The 14,290-nt window shown below is 70.5% G+C and carries 14 protein-coding genes; 4 read left to right on the top strand and 10 right to left on the bottom strand.

Annotation, left to right across the window (positions count from 1 at the left end; genetic code table 11):
* Positions 1-14: 14 nt before the first annotated feature.
* Positions 15-1,670, bottom strand: coding sequence for a sensor histidine kinase (locus tag H7I87_RS09100; protein WP_023860984.1), 1,656 nt, complete (start codon positions 1,668-1,670; stop codon positions 15-17).
* Entirely contained in the window at positions 1,667-2,335 is a 669-nt protein-coding gene (gene dosR, locus H7I87_RS09095; RefSeq protein WP_009978588.1) for a hypoxia response regulator transcription factor DosR/DevR, read from the bottom strand. Before dosR ends, H7I87_RS09100 begins: the two co-directional genes overlap by 4 nt.
* A 174-nt stretch (positions 2,336-2,509) precedes the next feature.
* On the opposite strand from dosR, the gene H7I87_RS09090 reads away from it, so the two are divergent.
* On the top strand, positions 2,510-2,965 hold the full coding sequence (locus H7I87_RS09090; RefSeq protein ID WP_019734298.1) for a pyridoxamine 5'-phosphate oxidase family protein: 456 nt from the start codon (positions 2,510-2,512) through the stop codon (positions 2,963-2,965).
* Here the strand turns inward: H7I87_RS09090 and H7I87_RS09085 are convergent, their stop codons facing one another.
* Positions 2,966-3,940, bottom strand: a complete 975-nt coding sequence (locus H7I87_RS09085) for an Acg family FMN-binding oxidoreductase (protein WP_009978591.1) — start codon at positions 3,938-3,940, stop codon at positions 2,966-2,968.
* Positions 3,941-4,081: 141 nt separating this feature from the next.
* Here H7I87_RS09085 and macS point away from each other — a divergent pair, with 141 nt between their 5' ends.
* The gene (macS, locus tag H7I87_RS09080; RefSeq protein ID WP_011725883.1) at positions 4,082-5,242 is read left to right on the top strand and encodes a MacS family sensor histidine kinase; all 1,161 of its coding nucleotides are present in this window, start codon (positions 4,082-4,084) and stop codon (positions 5,240-5,242) included.
* Positions 5,232-5,897, top strand: coding sequence for a response regulator (locus H7I87_RS09075; protein ID WP_011725884.1), 666 nt, complete (start codon positions 5,232-5,234; stop codon positions 5,895-5,897). The genes macS and H7I87_RS09075 overlap by 11 nt, the downstream gene beginning before the upstream one ends.
* On the opposite strand, the gene H7I87_RS09070 is transcribed toward H7I87_RS09075, so the two are convergent.
* From H7I87_RS09070 to H7I87_RS09060, 3 genes are all read right to left on the bottom strand, one after another.
* A complete protein-coding gene (locus tag H7I87_RS09070) occupies positions 5,861-7,195 on the bottom strand; it encodes an acyltransferase family protein (protein WP_033722825.1) in 1,335 nt (444 codons plus the stop codon). The genes H7I87_RS09075 and H7I87_RS09070 overlap by 37 nt on opposite strands.
* Before the next feature lie 120 nt (positions 7,196-7,315).
* Complete coding sequence (locus H7I87_RS09065; RefSeq protein WP_003874663.1) at positions 7,316-7,606, bottom strand: YiaA/YiaB family inner membrane protein; 291 nt, start codon at positions 7,604-7,606, stop codon at positions 7,316-7,318.
* 45 nt (positions 7,607-7,651) lie between these two features.
* Positions 7,652-8,935: a hypothetical protein gene (locus H7I87_RS09060; RefSeq protein ID WP_011725886.1), complete on the bottom strand. Its 1,284-nt coding sequence runs from the start codon at positions 8,933-8,935 to the stop codon at positions 7,652-7,654.
* Positions 8,936-9,028: 93 nt separating this feature from the next.
* On the opposite strand from H7I87_RS09060, the gene H7I87_RS09055 reads away from it, so the two are divergent.
* Positions 9,029-10,084, top strand: coding sequence for a hypothetical protein (locus H7I87_RS09055; RefSeq protein ID WP_011725887.1), 1,056 nt, complete (start codon positions 9,029-9,031; stop codon positions 10,082-10,084).
* A 46-nt stretch (positions 10,085-10,130) separates the two neighbouring features.
* On the opposite strand, the gene H7I87_RS09050 is transcribed toward H7I87_RS09055, so the two are convergent.
* The 4 genes from H7I87_RS09050 to H7I87_RS09035 are packed head-to-tail and all read right to left on the bottom strand — an operon-like array spanning position 10,131 to position 14,282.
* Positions 10,131-11,309, bottom strand: a complete 1,179-nt coding sequence (locus H7I87_RS09050) for a cation:proton antiporter (protein WP_011725888.1) — start codon at positions 11,307-11,309, stop codon at positions 10,131-10,133.
* A 47-nt stretch (positions 11,310-11,356) separates the two neighbouring features.
* Entirely contained in the window at positions 11,357-12,439 is a 1,083-nt protein-coding gene (locus H7I87_RS09045; protein WP_011725889.1) for a PDR/VanB family oxidoreductase, read from the bottom strand.
* 2 nt (positions 12,440-12,441) lie between these two features.
* Positions 12,442-13,371, bottom strand: a complete 930-nt coding sequence (locus H7I87_RS09040; protein WP_011725890.1) for an alpha/beta fold hydrolase — start codon at positions 13,369-13,371, stop codon at positions 12,442-12,444.
* A gap of 2 nt (positions 13,372-13,373) precedes the next feature.
* Positions 13,374-14,282 (bottom strand): metal-dependent hydrolase, encoded by a 909-nt coding sequence (locus H7I87_RS09035; RefSeq protein ID WP_003878881.1) that lies wholly within the window; start codon positions 14,280-14,282, stop codon positions 13,374-13,376.
* Between the last annotated feature and the right edge of the window lie 8 nt (positions 14,283-14,290).

Below are 14,290 nucleotides of genomic sequence, written 5' to 3'. Positions count from 1 at the left end.
AAGGCTTTTGGTGCTCAGTGGTCGAGCAGCGGGGCGGTCCAATGCACCCGGGTGCCGCCGCCGGGCGGGCTGCTGATCTCGCAGCTGCCGCCGAGTTGCTCGGCCCGCCGTGTCATGTTGGCCAGCCCGCTGCGACGGGTGTTGCCGGCCGCGATGCCGCGGCCGTTGTCGATCACGTCCAGGGTGAACATGTCGGCGACACCGATCTGCACCGTCAGCCGCGACGCGCCCGAGTGGCGGACGGCGTTGCTGACGGCTTCGGCGGTCACCGCCTCGGCGTGCTCGGCGAGCTCGGCGCCGACCGCCGTCATCGGACCGTCCATGCGCACCGTGGTGACCAGGTCGCGGTTCTCGGTCAGCTCGGCGATGACCCGCTGGATGCGGTGCCGGAAGTCGCCGGCGACGGCCGCCGGGGAGCGCAGCGCGAAGATCGTGGTGCGGATCTCCTCGATGATCGTCTGCAGGTCGTCGAGCGTCCGGTTGAGCCGGTCGGCCACCTCCGGCGACCGCGCCCGGGCCAGCGTGCCCTGCAGATCCATGCCGGCGGCGAACAGCCGCTGGATGACGTGGTCGTGCAGGTCGTGCGCGATGCGCTCCCGCTCGGCCAAAACGGCCAGCTGCCGCGCGTCCTCGCGCGCCGCGGCGAGCACCAGCGCGATGGCGGCGTGGGTGGCGAAGTCGCGCACCAGGTCCAGATAGCTCTCGTCGAACGGCGGCTGCTCGGTGCCGCGGGCGATCGCGATCACCCCGACCACTTCGTCGCGGGCGCGCAGCGGCATCACGATCGCCGGTCGCCGCCCGGCATCGGTGAAAGCCTGGATGGGATAACGGAATTCGTCGGTGATCAGCGGTTCGCCGGACTTGAAGACCGCGCCGCTGGTGGAGCCGCGCACCGGGACCCGCTGCCCGAGCACGTCGGCGGCGGGCAGGCCCACCGCCGCCGAGACCACCAGGGTGTCCACCTCCGGGTTGCCGGGCTGCTCGGGGTCGGCGGGCACCAGCACGATGGCCTGTTCGGCGTCGGTCAACGCGCAGGCGCGTTCGGCGATCAGCTGCATCGGGCGCCGGTGCGGCTCGGTGCGCGACAGCAGCGCGGTGGTGATCTCGCGGCTGGCTTCGATCCATTTCACCGACATCCGCTCGCGCTCGAAGACCTGCGCGTTGTCGATGGCGACCGCCGCCGCGAAAGCCAGGGCGCGCGCGGCCATCTCGTCGGCGTCGGAGAACACCCGCGCCTCATCGACGTGGGTCAGATACAGGTTGCCGAACACCGCGCCGCGGATGGTGATCGGCACCGCGAGAAAGGCCCGCATCGCCGGATGGTGCTCGGGGAATCCGGCGGCGGCGGGGTGGGCGGTCAGGTCGTCCATCCGCAGCGCCGGGGTGTCCAGCAGGGACAGACTGAGCAGCCCCTTGCCGACCGGGTGGTGCCCGATGCGCCGCACCGTCTCGGCGTCCATGCCTTCGTGCACAAAGGAGATCAGGTTGGCATGCCGGTCGCGCACGGCCAGGGCACCGTACGGGGCCGACGTCAATTCCCTTGCCGCGCTGATGATCCGGTGCAGCGTCGCGTCGAGATCCAGGCCCGCGCCGATCTCGGCGATCACCCGCAGCAGTTTCTCGGTTTGATCGCGCGCGGCCGCCAGTTCGTCGAACCGGTTCCCGGTCACCCCGGCCAGTCCGGTGGGGTCGGCGGACGGCCGGCCTGCTGGTTGAGTTTCGACGCGAACACCGCCGCCTGGGTCCGGCGCTCCATGCCGAGTTTGGCCAGCAGCCGGGACACGTAGTTCTTGACCGTCTTCTCCGCGAGGAACATTCGCGCGGCGATCTGCCGGTTGGTCAGGCCCTCGCTGAGCAGCCCGAGCAGCGTTCGTTCCTGTTCGGTCAGGCCCGACAGCGGGTCCGCCTGCGCGGCGCTGCCGCGCAGCTTGGCCATCAACGCTGCGGCGGCCCGGTTGTCCAGCAGCGATTTCCCGGCGCCCACGTCTTTGATCGCCCGGGCCAGCTCCATGCCCTTGATGTCCTTGATGACGAACCCGCTGGCGCCGGCCAGGATGGCCTCCAGCATCGCCTCGTCGGAGGTGAACGACGTCAGCATCAGGCAGCGCAGGTCGGGATGCTCGGAGAGCAGGTCGCGGCACAACTCGATGCCGTTGCCGTCGGGCAGCCGCACGTCGAGCACGGCCACGTCGGGCCGCGCCGCCGGTATCCGCGCCTTGGCCTCGGCCACCGTGCCGGCCTCGCCGACGATCCGCAGATCGGGATCCGAGGAGAGCAGATCGCACAGTCCGCGGCGGACGACTTCGTGGTCGTCGACCAGGAACACCTTGACCATGGCGAGCCTTCCTGTCGGCAGACCAGTCCAATATCCCACATTCTCGGCTCCCTGCGGGTCGGGGCGTAACTGGTTCAACGACTTTGGTCCCGACCGCAGAGGACCTTCGGCCGCCGCGTCGACCCGGGGCCGGCCAATAGCGTTGCGGCAGTGACCCATTGCGGCAGTGATTCATTGCGGCTCAACACCGCGGGCGCGGAAAGGGACGACGCGATGCCGGTGACCGATGACGGGGTGGAGATCCTGCCGGTGCACGAGTGCTGGGATCTGCTGCGCGGCCTGACGCTGGGCCGGCTGGTCACCCACGCCGACGGTCAGCCCGACATCTTCCCGGTCAACTACGTCGTGCAGCGCCGCACCGTGCTGTTCCGCACCGCGGAGGGCACCAAGCTGATCAGCGCGGCGATCAACAACCGGGTGCTGTTCGAGGTCGACGACCACAACGTCGCCGGGGCGTGGACCGTGATCATCCGGGGCATCGCCCGCTCGCTGCGCACTACCGAGGAGATCGAGGAGGCCGAGCGCGCGCAGGTGCTGCCGTGGACCAGGTCGGAGAAGACGCACTATGTACGCATCGTTCCCGAGAGCGTCACCGGCCGCCGCTTCCGGTTCGGGTCACCGGCGGGCTGATCAGCCGACCCACTCGACGAAGTCGGCGAGGTCGCGGCGCGGGGTCGCCGGCAACGGGTCCGCGTTGATCGGCGCCCAACCCACCCGCAGCAGCATCTGCGGATGGTGGCCGTCACCGAAGATGTCGGCGCGCACCGCCGCGCGCGTCTGCGGCGTCTCCAGCGGTTCGGTGACCGGGCAGCTGGCAAGCCCCGCCGAGGTGGCGGTGAGCAGCACCACCCCGGTGGCCTCGCCGGCGCGCAGCCGCGCCAGCCGGTCGTCGTGACGGGTGCCCAGCGCGAGCACCACGGCGTTGTCGTCGCCGGCCGACGAGCCCGGCGCCATCGGCAGCGCCGCGCCGGCGAACAACCGGGTCGGGATCTTGGCGGCCGGATCCGGGAACGGGGTGTTGCGGGCGGGCACCCCGGACACCGAGAAGTAGCGCCCGCTCCAGGTGGTCAGCTCGGCCAGATAGTCCTTGGTCAGGTGGTCGCGGATCGATTGCGCGACGATGTCGTGCAGGCCGCCGACGTCCTGCACCTGGTACAGCGTCACCCCGGCGCGGGCCGCCCGGGCCGCCATCAGCGCGATGTCGCCGACCGGCACCGGCCAACAGCTGTAGTGGCGCCGGTCGGTGCGCCGGCGCGGGATCGCGGCGGCGAGCGCGACGTCGACGTAGTCGGCGGTCTGGGGCGAAAACTCAAGCGTCGCAAGGTGATCCGGGTCGTCGGGATCCGGCAGCCTGCGCACCCTGGACCGCCAGCCGACGGCGGCGAACGCGGTGACGCAGTGCTGCAGGGCGATGCCGCAACTCAGGATCAAGTCGCGACCGTCGGGGTCGGTGTGGGGCAGTTGCCGGGCGGGGTCGGCGTACAGGTGCAGGCCGGCCGGATCGATGCGCCACCGCCACGGTTGGGTGTTGTGCACCGAGGGGGCTCGAGACGCCAGCGCCAGTGCCGTGCGGACCGTTTCCGGATCCGGGAAGCCGGTGTTCATGAGATTCCCCTCTTCTCGCCTGGCGCCCTGCGGTATCCACGATCACGCGTTCTCGGCGGCACCGCGAGGGCCCGACGGCTCTAGCGGGAGGGACTTTCGGCCGATATCCGTGGCCGGCCCGCCGCCGGCCGATCCGCCCTTATGCTGACCACGATGGCGAATCACGGCCCCGATCCCACCACGCCGCTGTGGCGCGCGGCGCAAGTGTTCCGCCTGCTGAGCTGCCTCTACGCCACCGGCTTCCAGATCGCCATCAACCCGGATCTGCTTCGCCCCGTGCTGGGTTGGGTGCTTTTCGCCGGGCTCATCGGCTGGAGCGCGGCCTGCGCGCTGGCCTATCTGCGGGGCTTCGGCCGCAAGCCGGCGTGGGTGCTGGCCGAGCTGGTGGTCGTCGTCTTGCTGATGTGGTCGAACCACCTCGTCGCGAGCCCGCACTGGGCGGCCGACAACCAGACCTGGCCGACGACGTTGTGGGCCAGCAATCCCACCATCTCGGCCGCCATCCAGTTCGGTCCAGTGGGCGGCATGCTGACGGGCCTGGCGGTGATGACCGCCAATTTCGCCGTCAAGAACTACTTCGCGCTCAACCTCGGGCACAACGCCACCGTCATCATCGAACTGGCGATCGGCATGGCGATCGGGATGGCCGCGCAGACCGCGCGGCGCGCCCACGACGAGCTGCAACGCGCGGCCCGATTGACCGCCGCGGCGCAAGAGCGCGACCGGCTGGCCCGCCAGGTGCACGACGGGGCCATCCAGGTGCTGGCGCTGGTCGCGAAGAAGGGGCACGAAATCGGCGGCGCCACAACCGAACTCGCCGACCTGGCGAGCGAGCAGGAACGCGCGCTGCGGCGCTGGCTGGCGTGTACGGATATCGATCGGGACGCCGACGGCGATACCGTCGACCTGCGCACGCTGCTGCGGCGCCGGGAATCCGATCGGGTGTCGATCAGCCTGCCCGGCACCCCGGTGAGGTTGGGGCGTTGGGCCGCAACCGAACTCGACGCCGCGGTGGGCAACGCGTTGGACAACGTGGTCGCCCACGCCGGCCCGGGGGCGCACGCGTTCGTGCTCGTGGAGGACCTCGGCGATTCCGTGTTGGTCAGTGTCCGCGACGACGGTGTGGGGATCGCCGCCGGCCGGGTCGAGGAAGCGGCGCGCCAGGGGCGCCTGGGCATCTCCCAATCGATCGTGGGACGGTTGGCGTCGCTGGGCGGCACCGCCGAACTGCACAGCGAGCCCGGGGCGGGCACCGAATGGGAGTTGTGCGTGCCGCGCCGGGAGGGACGCGATGACGGATGACGCGACGCCCACGACGGTGATGGTGGTCGACGACCATCCGATCTGGCGTGACGCGGTGGCTCGCGACCTGGCCGAAAGCGGCTTCGCGGTGGTCGCCACCGCCGACGGGGTGGCCACCGCCCAGCGGCGGGCGGGCGTGGTCAGGCCCGATGTGGTGGTGATGGACATGCAGCTGCCCGACGGCGACGGTGCGCAGGCCACCGCCGCGGTGCTGGCGGTCTCGCCCTCGTCGCGCGTGCTGGTGCTGTCGGCCTCCGACGAACGCGACGACGTCCTGCAGGCGGTCAAGGCAGGTGCGGCCGGCTACCTGGTGAAGAGCGCCTCGAAAGCCGAACTGGCGCAGGCGGTGACGGACACCGCCGCCGGGCGGGCCGTGTTCACCCCGAGCCTGGCCGGGCTGGTGCTGGGCGAATACCGGCGCATCGCGCAGAGCAAGGACGACGGCCCCACCCGCCCCCGGCTCACCGACCGCGAGACGGAGGTGTTGCGGTATGTCGCAAAAGGGCTGTCCGCCAAGCAGATCGCCGAGAAGCTCTCGCTGAGCCACCGCACGGTGGAAAACCATGTGCAGGCGACGTTTCGCAAACTGCAGGTCGCCAACCGGGTGGAATTGGCCCGCTACGCCATCGAACACGGCCTCGACGAAGAGCCGTGACCCGCGGGGCCGGCGTGCTGGGCCACGATCCGCGCGGCCACCAGCGCGGCCACCACCACGGCCATGCAGACCAGCCCGTCGTCCTTGAGCCCCCACCTGATCGCGGCGAGCAGCGCGACGCCGGCCACGCACAGCAGGGCACCGACGGCCGCACCCCACCCGCGCGACATCACCGCGGGCGCGCCGTCCCAGCCGGACAGCGGGTTGTTTTCCAGCGGCCGCAGCGCGACGAACAGCACCGCCACGGCGACGACCACCAGGAGCACCTGCGCGACGCTGATGGCGAGGAAGTCCGGCGCGCCCGGAAAGCGCGGGCAGCCGAGGTAATCGAAGGCCAGGTGCACGCCGAGCAGCACCGGCATGTGCCACAGGTACAGGGTCATCGCGCCGGAGTTGCCGATGGCGGTCCACCACCACACCCGCGGCCGCTGCGCCCAGCGCGCGATCGCCGGTGCGGCCGCGATCGCCAACGCGCTCAAGATGATTGCGTGCCCGGCCAGCAGCAGCGACGGCGGGCTGGTGTTGGACAGGTGGTGGTCGCCGGTGCCGACCATGCTGAGCTGATACGGGCCCCAGCGCACCAGGGCGACATCCGCGGCGAAGAAGGCGGCGGCGACGGCCAGCGCGGCACGCCCACCGAGCAGGCCGCGACGGTAGGCCGCCCCGAACATGGCCGGAATCAGCCAGACGGCCAGGTTGAGGTAACCCAGCGGCATCAGCGCCGGCCAGTGCAACCGGATCACGTCGATCAACGCGATGGCCCCGTAGACCGCCGCCACGCCGGCGGCAAGGCGCCCGGTGGTGGTGATGCGGTACAGCACGGGCATGGCGGCCAGCACCAGGACGTAGGCCCCCAGGAACCACAGCAGCTGTGTGCTGACGCCGGCGATCGGCTCGTAGATGTGTTGCGGCAGAGCCTGATACAGCACCGTCAGCGTCACCGCCCAGAACGCCAGATAGTAGAACACCGGGCGGAACAGCCGGGTGCAGCGCCTCATCAACCAGCCTCCCCAGTCGGTGCCGGGTGTCCAGGAGGACACGCACGCCGCCGCGCCGGCGAAGAAGAACAGCGGCATGATCTGGAGCAACCAGGTCATCGCCTGGAACAGCGCCGAGGTGGTGAGCAGGTTGTCCCAGATCAAGACGTGGTCGCGAATGATGCTGGCCGCCATCACGGTATGGCCGAGCACCACGCCGCCCAGGGAGACGATGCGGATGACATCCAGCACGCGATCGCGGTCGGCCGGTGTGCGCGCGGCCACCTCGGCCGCGTCGGGAAATCTCACAGGAGTTGTCATGGAAGCGAAATGCCCTTCTGCTGATGCGGATGCGTTGTGGTGGAGCACAAGTCGTGCAATGAGGGAAGCGTCGCCGATGGCGCGGGCGCGGACCTGCGCGTTACGGCGCAGTGGTACTACTCAGTTCGCGGTGTTGAGCGGGTCGTAATCGGCGAGCAGCCGTTCGATGCGGGCCTCGTCGAGTCGTACCCGCACGGTGGCGGCCTCCTGCTGGTCACGGATCACCTTGGCCAGGGTGAACGCGCTCGACACCAGGAACAGGAACGTGACGCCGAGGAACAACCGGGGCCACGGGTCGAGCGGGAGGAAGTAGATCCCGCCGAGCGCGGCCACGAAGCTGATCGCGAACGCGACGGCGGCCTGAACGAAGAAGGCGGCGGTGGTCTTCGGCATGGTGTGGGGAACGGTCATGCCGATAAGCCTGCGGCAGCGCACCGCCCGCGGGGATCCGTAAGACTACTCAGATTTCGCGGTGCGTTCGCGGTGCCGCGCCAGCAAGGGCGCCGCGCCCGCGGCGCCTACCCCGATCGCCGCGGCGACCACCGTCGCCACCTGGACCGGCGCGAACTGGGAGTCCACCAGCGGTTTGACCACCGCCACCACCGCCAGCGCGGGCATCACCAGCCGCACCCACCAGGCCACCACGCTGTCGCCGGGGATCCGCGAATTAGCCTCTGCGACAAGCACGTACAGCGCCATCAGGAGTAGGGGTGCCGCGCCCAGGATGACCATTCCGATCGAGCGCATGCCGTGCGCCGATACCACGACGGCAACCACCGCGACGAGCCCCATCACCGTCAGTCGCAGACCCGCGTTCGGTGTCGCCCCGCGCATGGCCGCCAGGCCCGCGGCGGCGCGCGTCGCGGCCCATCCGGTGACCAGCGCAGCGGCCACGGCCAACGCGATGCCGGCCGCCGCCATCCACCGCCGGCCCTCGTCGGTGTAGAACTCGGGCACCGCCTCGGCCAGCATCGTGGCGCTCCATCGCCACGGCCCCGCCACACCGCGGTGATCGCCCACCCACAACACGACCGCCGCCGCTGCCACCACCGCGGTGGCCAGCGACATGGATCGTCCCGGCCTGGCGATGCGCGGGGTGCGGACCGTGAGCAGTTCGACGCCGACCATCCCCAGGCCGAAGCCGACGAGCTGGCCGGACAGCGGGCGCGGCGTTGCCGCCGACCCGATGACGACGGGATCGGTGCTGAGCGTGACGAGGGCGGTCACCGCCACCGCGAGGCAGACGTAGAGCAGCAGGCCCGCGAGCACGAGCGGCATCGCCAGTGACGCCACGGCGCGGGTCGACGCCCAACAGGCGGTGGCGCCGACGACGAGCGCCGCGGCCGCGGCGCCGACCGGCAGCCACGACACGATCGCGGCGGGATCGTCGCCGGGCGAAAGCAGCTGCAGCAGCTGCAATCCGAGCGTGGCCGCGAATTGCGCGGCCAGCACCAGGTAGGCGAGTAACTGAACGATGCCCGCGGCCGTCCCCGCTTTCCGGCCCAGCATGGCACCGATCAACTCGGCGGTACTGCGCGCCTGCGGCGCATGGCGACGCAACCGCGCCAGCGCGTAGATCACCGGAATCATCACCGCCGCGCCGAGCAGCGCGCCCAGCCCGTACCACGCCGCGGGCGCGATCACGGCCATGCTCAGCGCGGCGGCCCGCCACGTCCCCAGCACGTACTCCCCCGACCCGGATTCCGGCCGCGCTTGCGCCAGTAGCGATCTCTTCGGCATCGCCTAAGCATGACGCAGCGGCCACGCAATTGATCCCGGAACGCGGCGCGGTTTCGATACTTTTGTAGGTCCAACGGCAGTGAGGGCTCAGATATGACTGACACGGTCAAGGTGTCCGTGGACCGCAGCTCGGTCGCCATGGGCGACGATGTCGAGTCGCACCGCGAATTCTGGGTCTTCCCCGAATCGGCCACCGTCGACGACCTACTGGTCGAGATTTCCTCGCACTTCTTGCCGGGAATCGCCGGACCGGCCGGCTGGCGCGTGTACCTCGGGACTCGTCGCGATGAGCAGCAGGAGATCGGCCTCATCTACACCCGCGACGACCTCGGACAGCAGGACCAAATCTGTCGGTTGTCGGCCGGCAAAACAACGCTGGGTGAGTTGGCCCGACGCACTGGACTACCCGAGCTGGACGTCTATGCGTCGTACCTCACCTTCGACCGGGCCCGGCCTTTGGCGCTCGACGAGATCACGGGGGGCCCCACCTTCACCGGCTGCCGACCGGACAAACTGGAATCCGAGGCGGCCGCCGACGCCAAGCGGGATTGGGTGATGTTGCGTGAGCTGGACCGGCGCGCCGCCGCCGTCGCCAGCACGCGCCGGGACTGGGTTCGGCGCACCCTGCTGGCCGCTCCCCCGCCGTGGATCGATGTCTTCATCGCACGCAACTTTCACTACCTGACCGAGCTGCACTGCCCGGCCAGCATGGCTCTGGCCGCAAAGTTGTTGGGCGTCAACGAGTCCCCTCCAGAGGACTTCGCGGCCCGGGCCCACGCGGAGGTCCGGCCCAACGTCGTGATCCTGGCGATGGTGCTGGCCGCGTTCGAATGGGGAACCGAGCGCGACACGTGGCGCGTCGGCGAACGACCGTACCGCAAGGCCTATCTCGAGCTGCTCGCCCATTGCGGCTACCGGCTCTCTCCGATCGAGCAGGTCATGGCCGGCCACATCGGCATCGAGCAGCTCAAACTTTCCAAGGCCGACAGCGCCAGGCTCGACCGCATCCGGCAACTGCGGGACCAGCAATACCAGCTCCGCATGAACCGCTACTACACAAAAACCCTCAGCGAGGAGCAGTACCGGGCCGCCATCGAACCCGTCCATGCCGAGCTTTCCAGTTTGGGAGAGCTTCCCGGGCCGATGTAGGTCATCGAGACCGGCTGCGCTCGAACAGAATCGGTGGCGCCCGCGGTTACCTGGCGGGCTCGCCCGGTTCGGGAGCACCCTGGCGGCGCGCCGCGAGCCCGGCCGCGATCGATGCGGCGGCGATGGTCAGCAGCGCACCGAACATCAGCGCCGAGGCTTCACCCGGGGCCAGCAGGTGCTGCTGGGTGCCGATGGTGGCCGCCGCCACCGGCACCCCGAGCTGCGCGGCCGAGAGCACCGCCAGGGTGAGCGGCTGGCCGAGCAGCCTGCCGGCGCAATGTGCCAGCACCGCACCGCATCCCAGGCCGGCGCCCAGCAGGATCAGCTGCGGGTGCGCCCCCAGCTCCCGCACCTGCAGTGAGGCGCCCAGCCACACGAAGAACAGCGGGCTGAAAAACCCTTCGGTGATGCCGAAGAGCTGACGGGCCAAGCGGTGCGGCTCGCCGACCGCGCCGACCACCAGGCCCACCGCGAAGCCCGCCAACATGATCGACACCTGGGTGGCCACCGCCAGCGCCGCCAGCGCGAACAGCACCAGCAGGCTGGTCCGCAATTCCAGCGCGAACCGGTGCTGCTCGGAGTAGGCGTGCAGACGTCTGCGCCAGCCCTTGCGGTCGGCCGCGCGCAGCAACACGAACAGCGCCGCCGCGCAACCCGCCACCGCCAGCGCGCCCAGCGCCGCCGTCGGCGCCCGTCGGATGTCAATCACCAACGGCAGCAACACGATACAGGCGGCATCGGCGATGGCGATCTGCGTGGTCACCGACAGCACCCGCGGTCCGCGCAGCCGCAGCGAATCGATCACCGGCAGCGCCAGCGCCGCCGACGAGGACGCCATCAACACCGCGTACAGCGCCGCGTGCCCGGTGTCGAACTGCACCGCCAGCGCGACACCCAGCACCGCCGCGATGCCGCCCGCCAGCGCAGCGCGGGCCAGCGCCGCCGGCAACGCCGAGCGCATCAGCCGGGCGCGCAGCGGAACATGGGTGCCCACCACGAACATCACCAACGCGAAGCCGATGTTCGCCAACAGCTGGAACGTCGGGTCGGCGACGTCGACGACACCGAAGCCGGTCCGGCCGATCGCCAGGCCCGCGATCAGCTCACCGATGACCACCGGTATGCGAAATCGCTTCGCCGAAGCCAACAACGGACCGGCGAAACCGACGGCGGTCAGCAGCGCCAGGGTGTGGAAGCCGAATCCCTGCACCCGCTCATTCTGCACGCCGCGCGCAGAACCGGCGGCGCAACACCGGGGCGCGGGCGGATAGTTCAGGCGTCGATGACCAGGCGGTCGTTTTTCGCCCGGGAGACGCAGACCAGCATTTCGTCGTCGCCCTCGACGGTGCGCCCGCGCCGATCCACTTGCCCGGCAAGCACCTTCACCTTGCAGGTGCCGCAGAACCCCTGCTGGCAGGAATACGGGGTGGCCGGATCGCGGTCGAGCATGACGTCCAGCGCCGAGCGGTTCCCCGGCACCGTGAGCACCCGCCGCGAGCGGGCCAGCTCCAGCTCGAACGGGACGCCGTCGACCACCGGCGGCGGCCCGAACCGCTCGTAGTGCAGTGGCGCGTCGGCGTGTTCGTCGCGCGCGGTGCGCACCGCTTCCAGCATGGCGGTGGGCCCGCACACGTACACGGCGGTCGCCGGCCCGGCCTCGGCGAGCAGGTCTGCGGCGGTGGGGATTCGGCCGCGCTCGTCGTCGGCCCACACGCTGACCCGCTCGGGCGCCACGGCCACGACCTCGTCCAGCAGCGGCATGTAGTCGCGGCTGCGCCCGGCGTACACGGCGCGCCAATTGATCCCGTGCTGCTGGGCGGTCTGGATCATCGGCAGGATCGGCGTCACCCCGATGCCGCCGATCACGAACAACACGTCACGCTCGTCGGTGACGAGATAGAACGCGTTGCGGGGACCCTCGAACTCGAGGGCGTCGCCCACCCTGAAGGTGTCGTGCATCTCGATCGAGCCGCCGCCGCCGTCTTCGATGCGCCGCACCGCGATTCGGTAGTCGGTGCGCCGTCCGGGCGGGCCGCACAGCGAATACTGCCGGCGCCGGCCCGACGGCAACCGGACGTCGATGTGCGCGCCCGGCGTCCAGGACGGCAACAGGCCGCCGTGCGGGTCGGCCAGCGTGAAGGCGACCACGTCGGGTGCGAGCTCCTCGCGCTGGGTGACCACCGCGGTGGTGGTCCGGCGCACCGGAACCACCCGCGCGGGTGTCCACCGCGACGCCGACGCCAGGCCGCCGAACAGCGCACCCACGCCGTACAACGCCGTGTACATCCGGTCGCGTTTGCGGCGGCCGTACAGGTCGGCCGGAATGCTTTCCCAAATCGCTTGTGCCATCGTCATCCTCACGTCTGTCCCGTGTGGTGGCCGCCCGCCGGCCGCGTCGTCAGGTCGACCCAGTCGCCGGTGAGCCGGGCGATGACGTCGGGATGGGAGTTGACCACCCAATGTCCGCCGTCGATCGGGACGACCCGACTGCCGTCCGGGATGGAGCCGGTGAACCGTTGCAGGGCAGGCGATACGAAGTAGTCCCGGCGGGCGACGAGCACCTGCACCGGAACCGAGGTCTGCGGCAGCCGCGCCGGCGGCGACAGGATCGGTCCCGGCATGTTCGCCCGGTACAGGTTGAGCCCGTTGAGGTAGTCGTCGGTCGACCGGTACCCGGCTCCCCGCTGGGCGCCGGCGGTCGTGCTGCCGATACGTTCAACGGCCTCAAAGACTTTCACCGTCGCCCCGGACCGGATCGCCCACTCCGGCGCACCCGGGGCCAAAAAGAACCAGATGTAGGACGACGCCAGGATCTGCTTGACGACGTCGAGGACGCCGCCCGGCGTGCGCGCCGAGCGCAGGAACCGGCCGGCGTAGTTCAGGTGCGGGCCGGAGATCGAGGTGAACGAGGCGATCTTGCCCATCACCGACTCGTCGGTGACCGCCGCCCAGCCCTGGATGGAGCCCCAGTCGTGGGCCAGCAGGTGCACGCTGTCCACGCCGAGCCGGCCGATCACCGCGTCGACGTCGGCGACCAGCTGCTCCAGCCGGTAGCCGGAACGCTCTGGCGGCGTTGACGATTGGCCCGCGCCGCGCACGTCGTAGGCCACCACGTTGAACCGGCGGCGCAGCGCCGCGGCCACCCCGTCCCACACGTGGTGGTTGTCGGGGTAGCCGTGGATGGCCAGGACGGTCGGCCGTGCGGGGTCGATCCCGGTGTAGGTGTGCACCGCCAGTCGCACGCCGTCGGTGGCGGTGACCGTGGTGGAGGCCACTTCGGTGGTCATGGTCAGTGCGCGGCCCGGGCGGCCGGTGAGCGGGCCAGGTAGTCGACCGCGCGCCCCACCCCGCCCAGCTGGGACGGGTGAAAGCCCGGCGTGTAGTACGCGCCGATCACCCGCAGGAACTCGAACGGTCCTGGCACCAGACCGCGGCGCGCCGCCGAGAAGTAGTCACGCCAGCGCGGTTTGCTGCCCGGCGGCAGGTGCGGGTCGACCGAGTACATGAACCGCACGCCGCGGATGAACAGCCACAGCAACGCGGGGGTGACCAGCAGCTGGGTGCGCACCTGCCGCCAGTACCCGGCGCGCAGGTGCTTCATGGTGTCGAAGGCGACCGCCTTGTGCTCGACCTCCTCGGCGCCGTGCCAGCGCAGCAGGTCCAGCATCACCGGATCGGTGCCCAGCGCGTCGTGTTGCGGGGTGTCCAGGATCCATTCGCCGAGGATCGCGGTGTAGTGCTCGAGCGCGGCCACCATCGAGACCCGCTCCAGCAGCCAGCTCTGCCGCCGGCGCGGGCTCCAGCGCGGCCGGTCACCGATGAGTTGGCCGAACAGCCAACGCATTTGGTCGGTGAACGGGGTCACGTCGATGCCCTTGGCCGCGAAGTGCCCGAGCACCCCGGCGTGCGCCTGGGAGTGCATGGCCTCCTGGCTGATGAAGCCCTGCACGTCGCGCCGCAGTTGATCGTCCTTGATCAGCGGCAGGGTGTCCTTGAACGCCTCGACGATGAACTCCTCACCGGCCGGCAGCAGCAGGTGCAACACGTTGCAGAAGTGCGTGGTGAAGGGCTCGCCCGGCACGTAGTAGAACGGCAGCGCCGACCAGTCGAAGTCGACGTCGCGGGCCTGCAGGACGATCCGCTCGTGATCGAGGGCGGCGTCGTGCGGGCCGGTTGCCTTGTCGTCGACGGTGAACATCGTCGTCT

The sequence above is a fragment of the Mycobacterium timonense genome, assembly GCF_025821985.1.
GTDB lineage: Bacteria > Actinomycetota > Actinomycetes > Mycobacteriales > Mycobacteriaceae > Mycobacterium > Mycobacterium avium.
Note: the sequence above shows the minus strand (reverse complement) of the source record. Positions and strands in the feature narration are given on the sequence as shown.

Coding starts and splice junctions, on each gene's coding strand:
- dosR (WP_009978588.1), bottom strand. CDS start 2,335: ATGGTCAAGGTGTTCCTGGTCGACGACCACGAAGTCGTCCGCCGCGGA.
- H7I87_RS09085 (WP_009978591.1), bottom strand. CDS start 3,940: ATGAACACCGGCTTCCCGGATCCGGAAACGGTCCGCACGGCACTGGCG.
- macS (WP_011725883.1), top strand. CDS start 4,082: ATGCTGACCACGATGGCGAATCACGGCCCCGATCCCACCACGCCGCTG.
- H7I87_RS09075 (WP_011725884.1), top strand. CDS start 5,232: ATGACGGATGACGCGACGCCCACGACGGTGATGGTGGTCGACGACCAT.
- H7I87_RS09070 (WP_033722825.1), bottom strand. CDS start 7,195: ATGACAACTCCTGTGAGATTTCCCGACGCGGCCGAGGTGGCCGCGCGC.
- H7I87_RS09065 (WP_003874663.1), bottom strand. CDS start 7,606: ATGACCGTTCCCCACACCATGCCGAAGACCACCGCCGCCTTCTTCGTT.
- H7I87_RS09060 (WP_011725886.1), bottom strand. CDS start 8,935: ATGCCGAAGAGATCGCTACTGGCGCAAGCGCGGCCGGAATCCGGGTCG.
- H7I87_RS09055 (WP_011725887.1), top strand. CDS start 9,029: ATGACTGACACGGTCAAGGTGTCCGTGGACCGCAGCTCGGTCGCCATG.
- H7I87_RS09045 (WP_011725889.1), bottom strand. CDS start 12,439: ATGACGATGGCACAAGCGATTTGGGAAAGCATTCCGGCCGACCTGTAC.
- H7I87_RS09040 (WP_011725890.1), bottom strand. CDS start 13,371: ATGACCACCGAAGTGGCCTCCACCACGGTCACCGCCACCGACGGCGTG.
- H7I87_RS09035 (WP_003878881.1), bottom strand. CDS start 14,282: ATGTTCACCGTCGACGACAAGGCAACCGGCCCGCACGACGCCGCCCTC.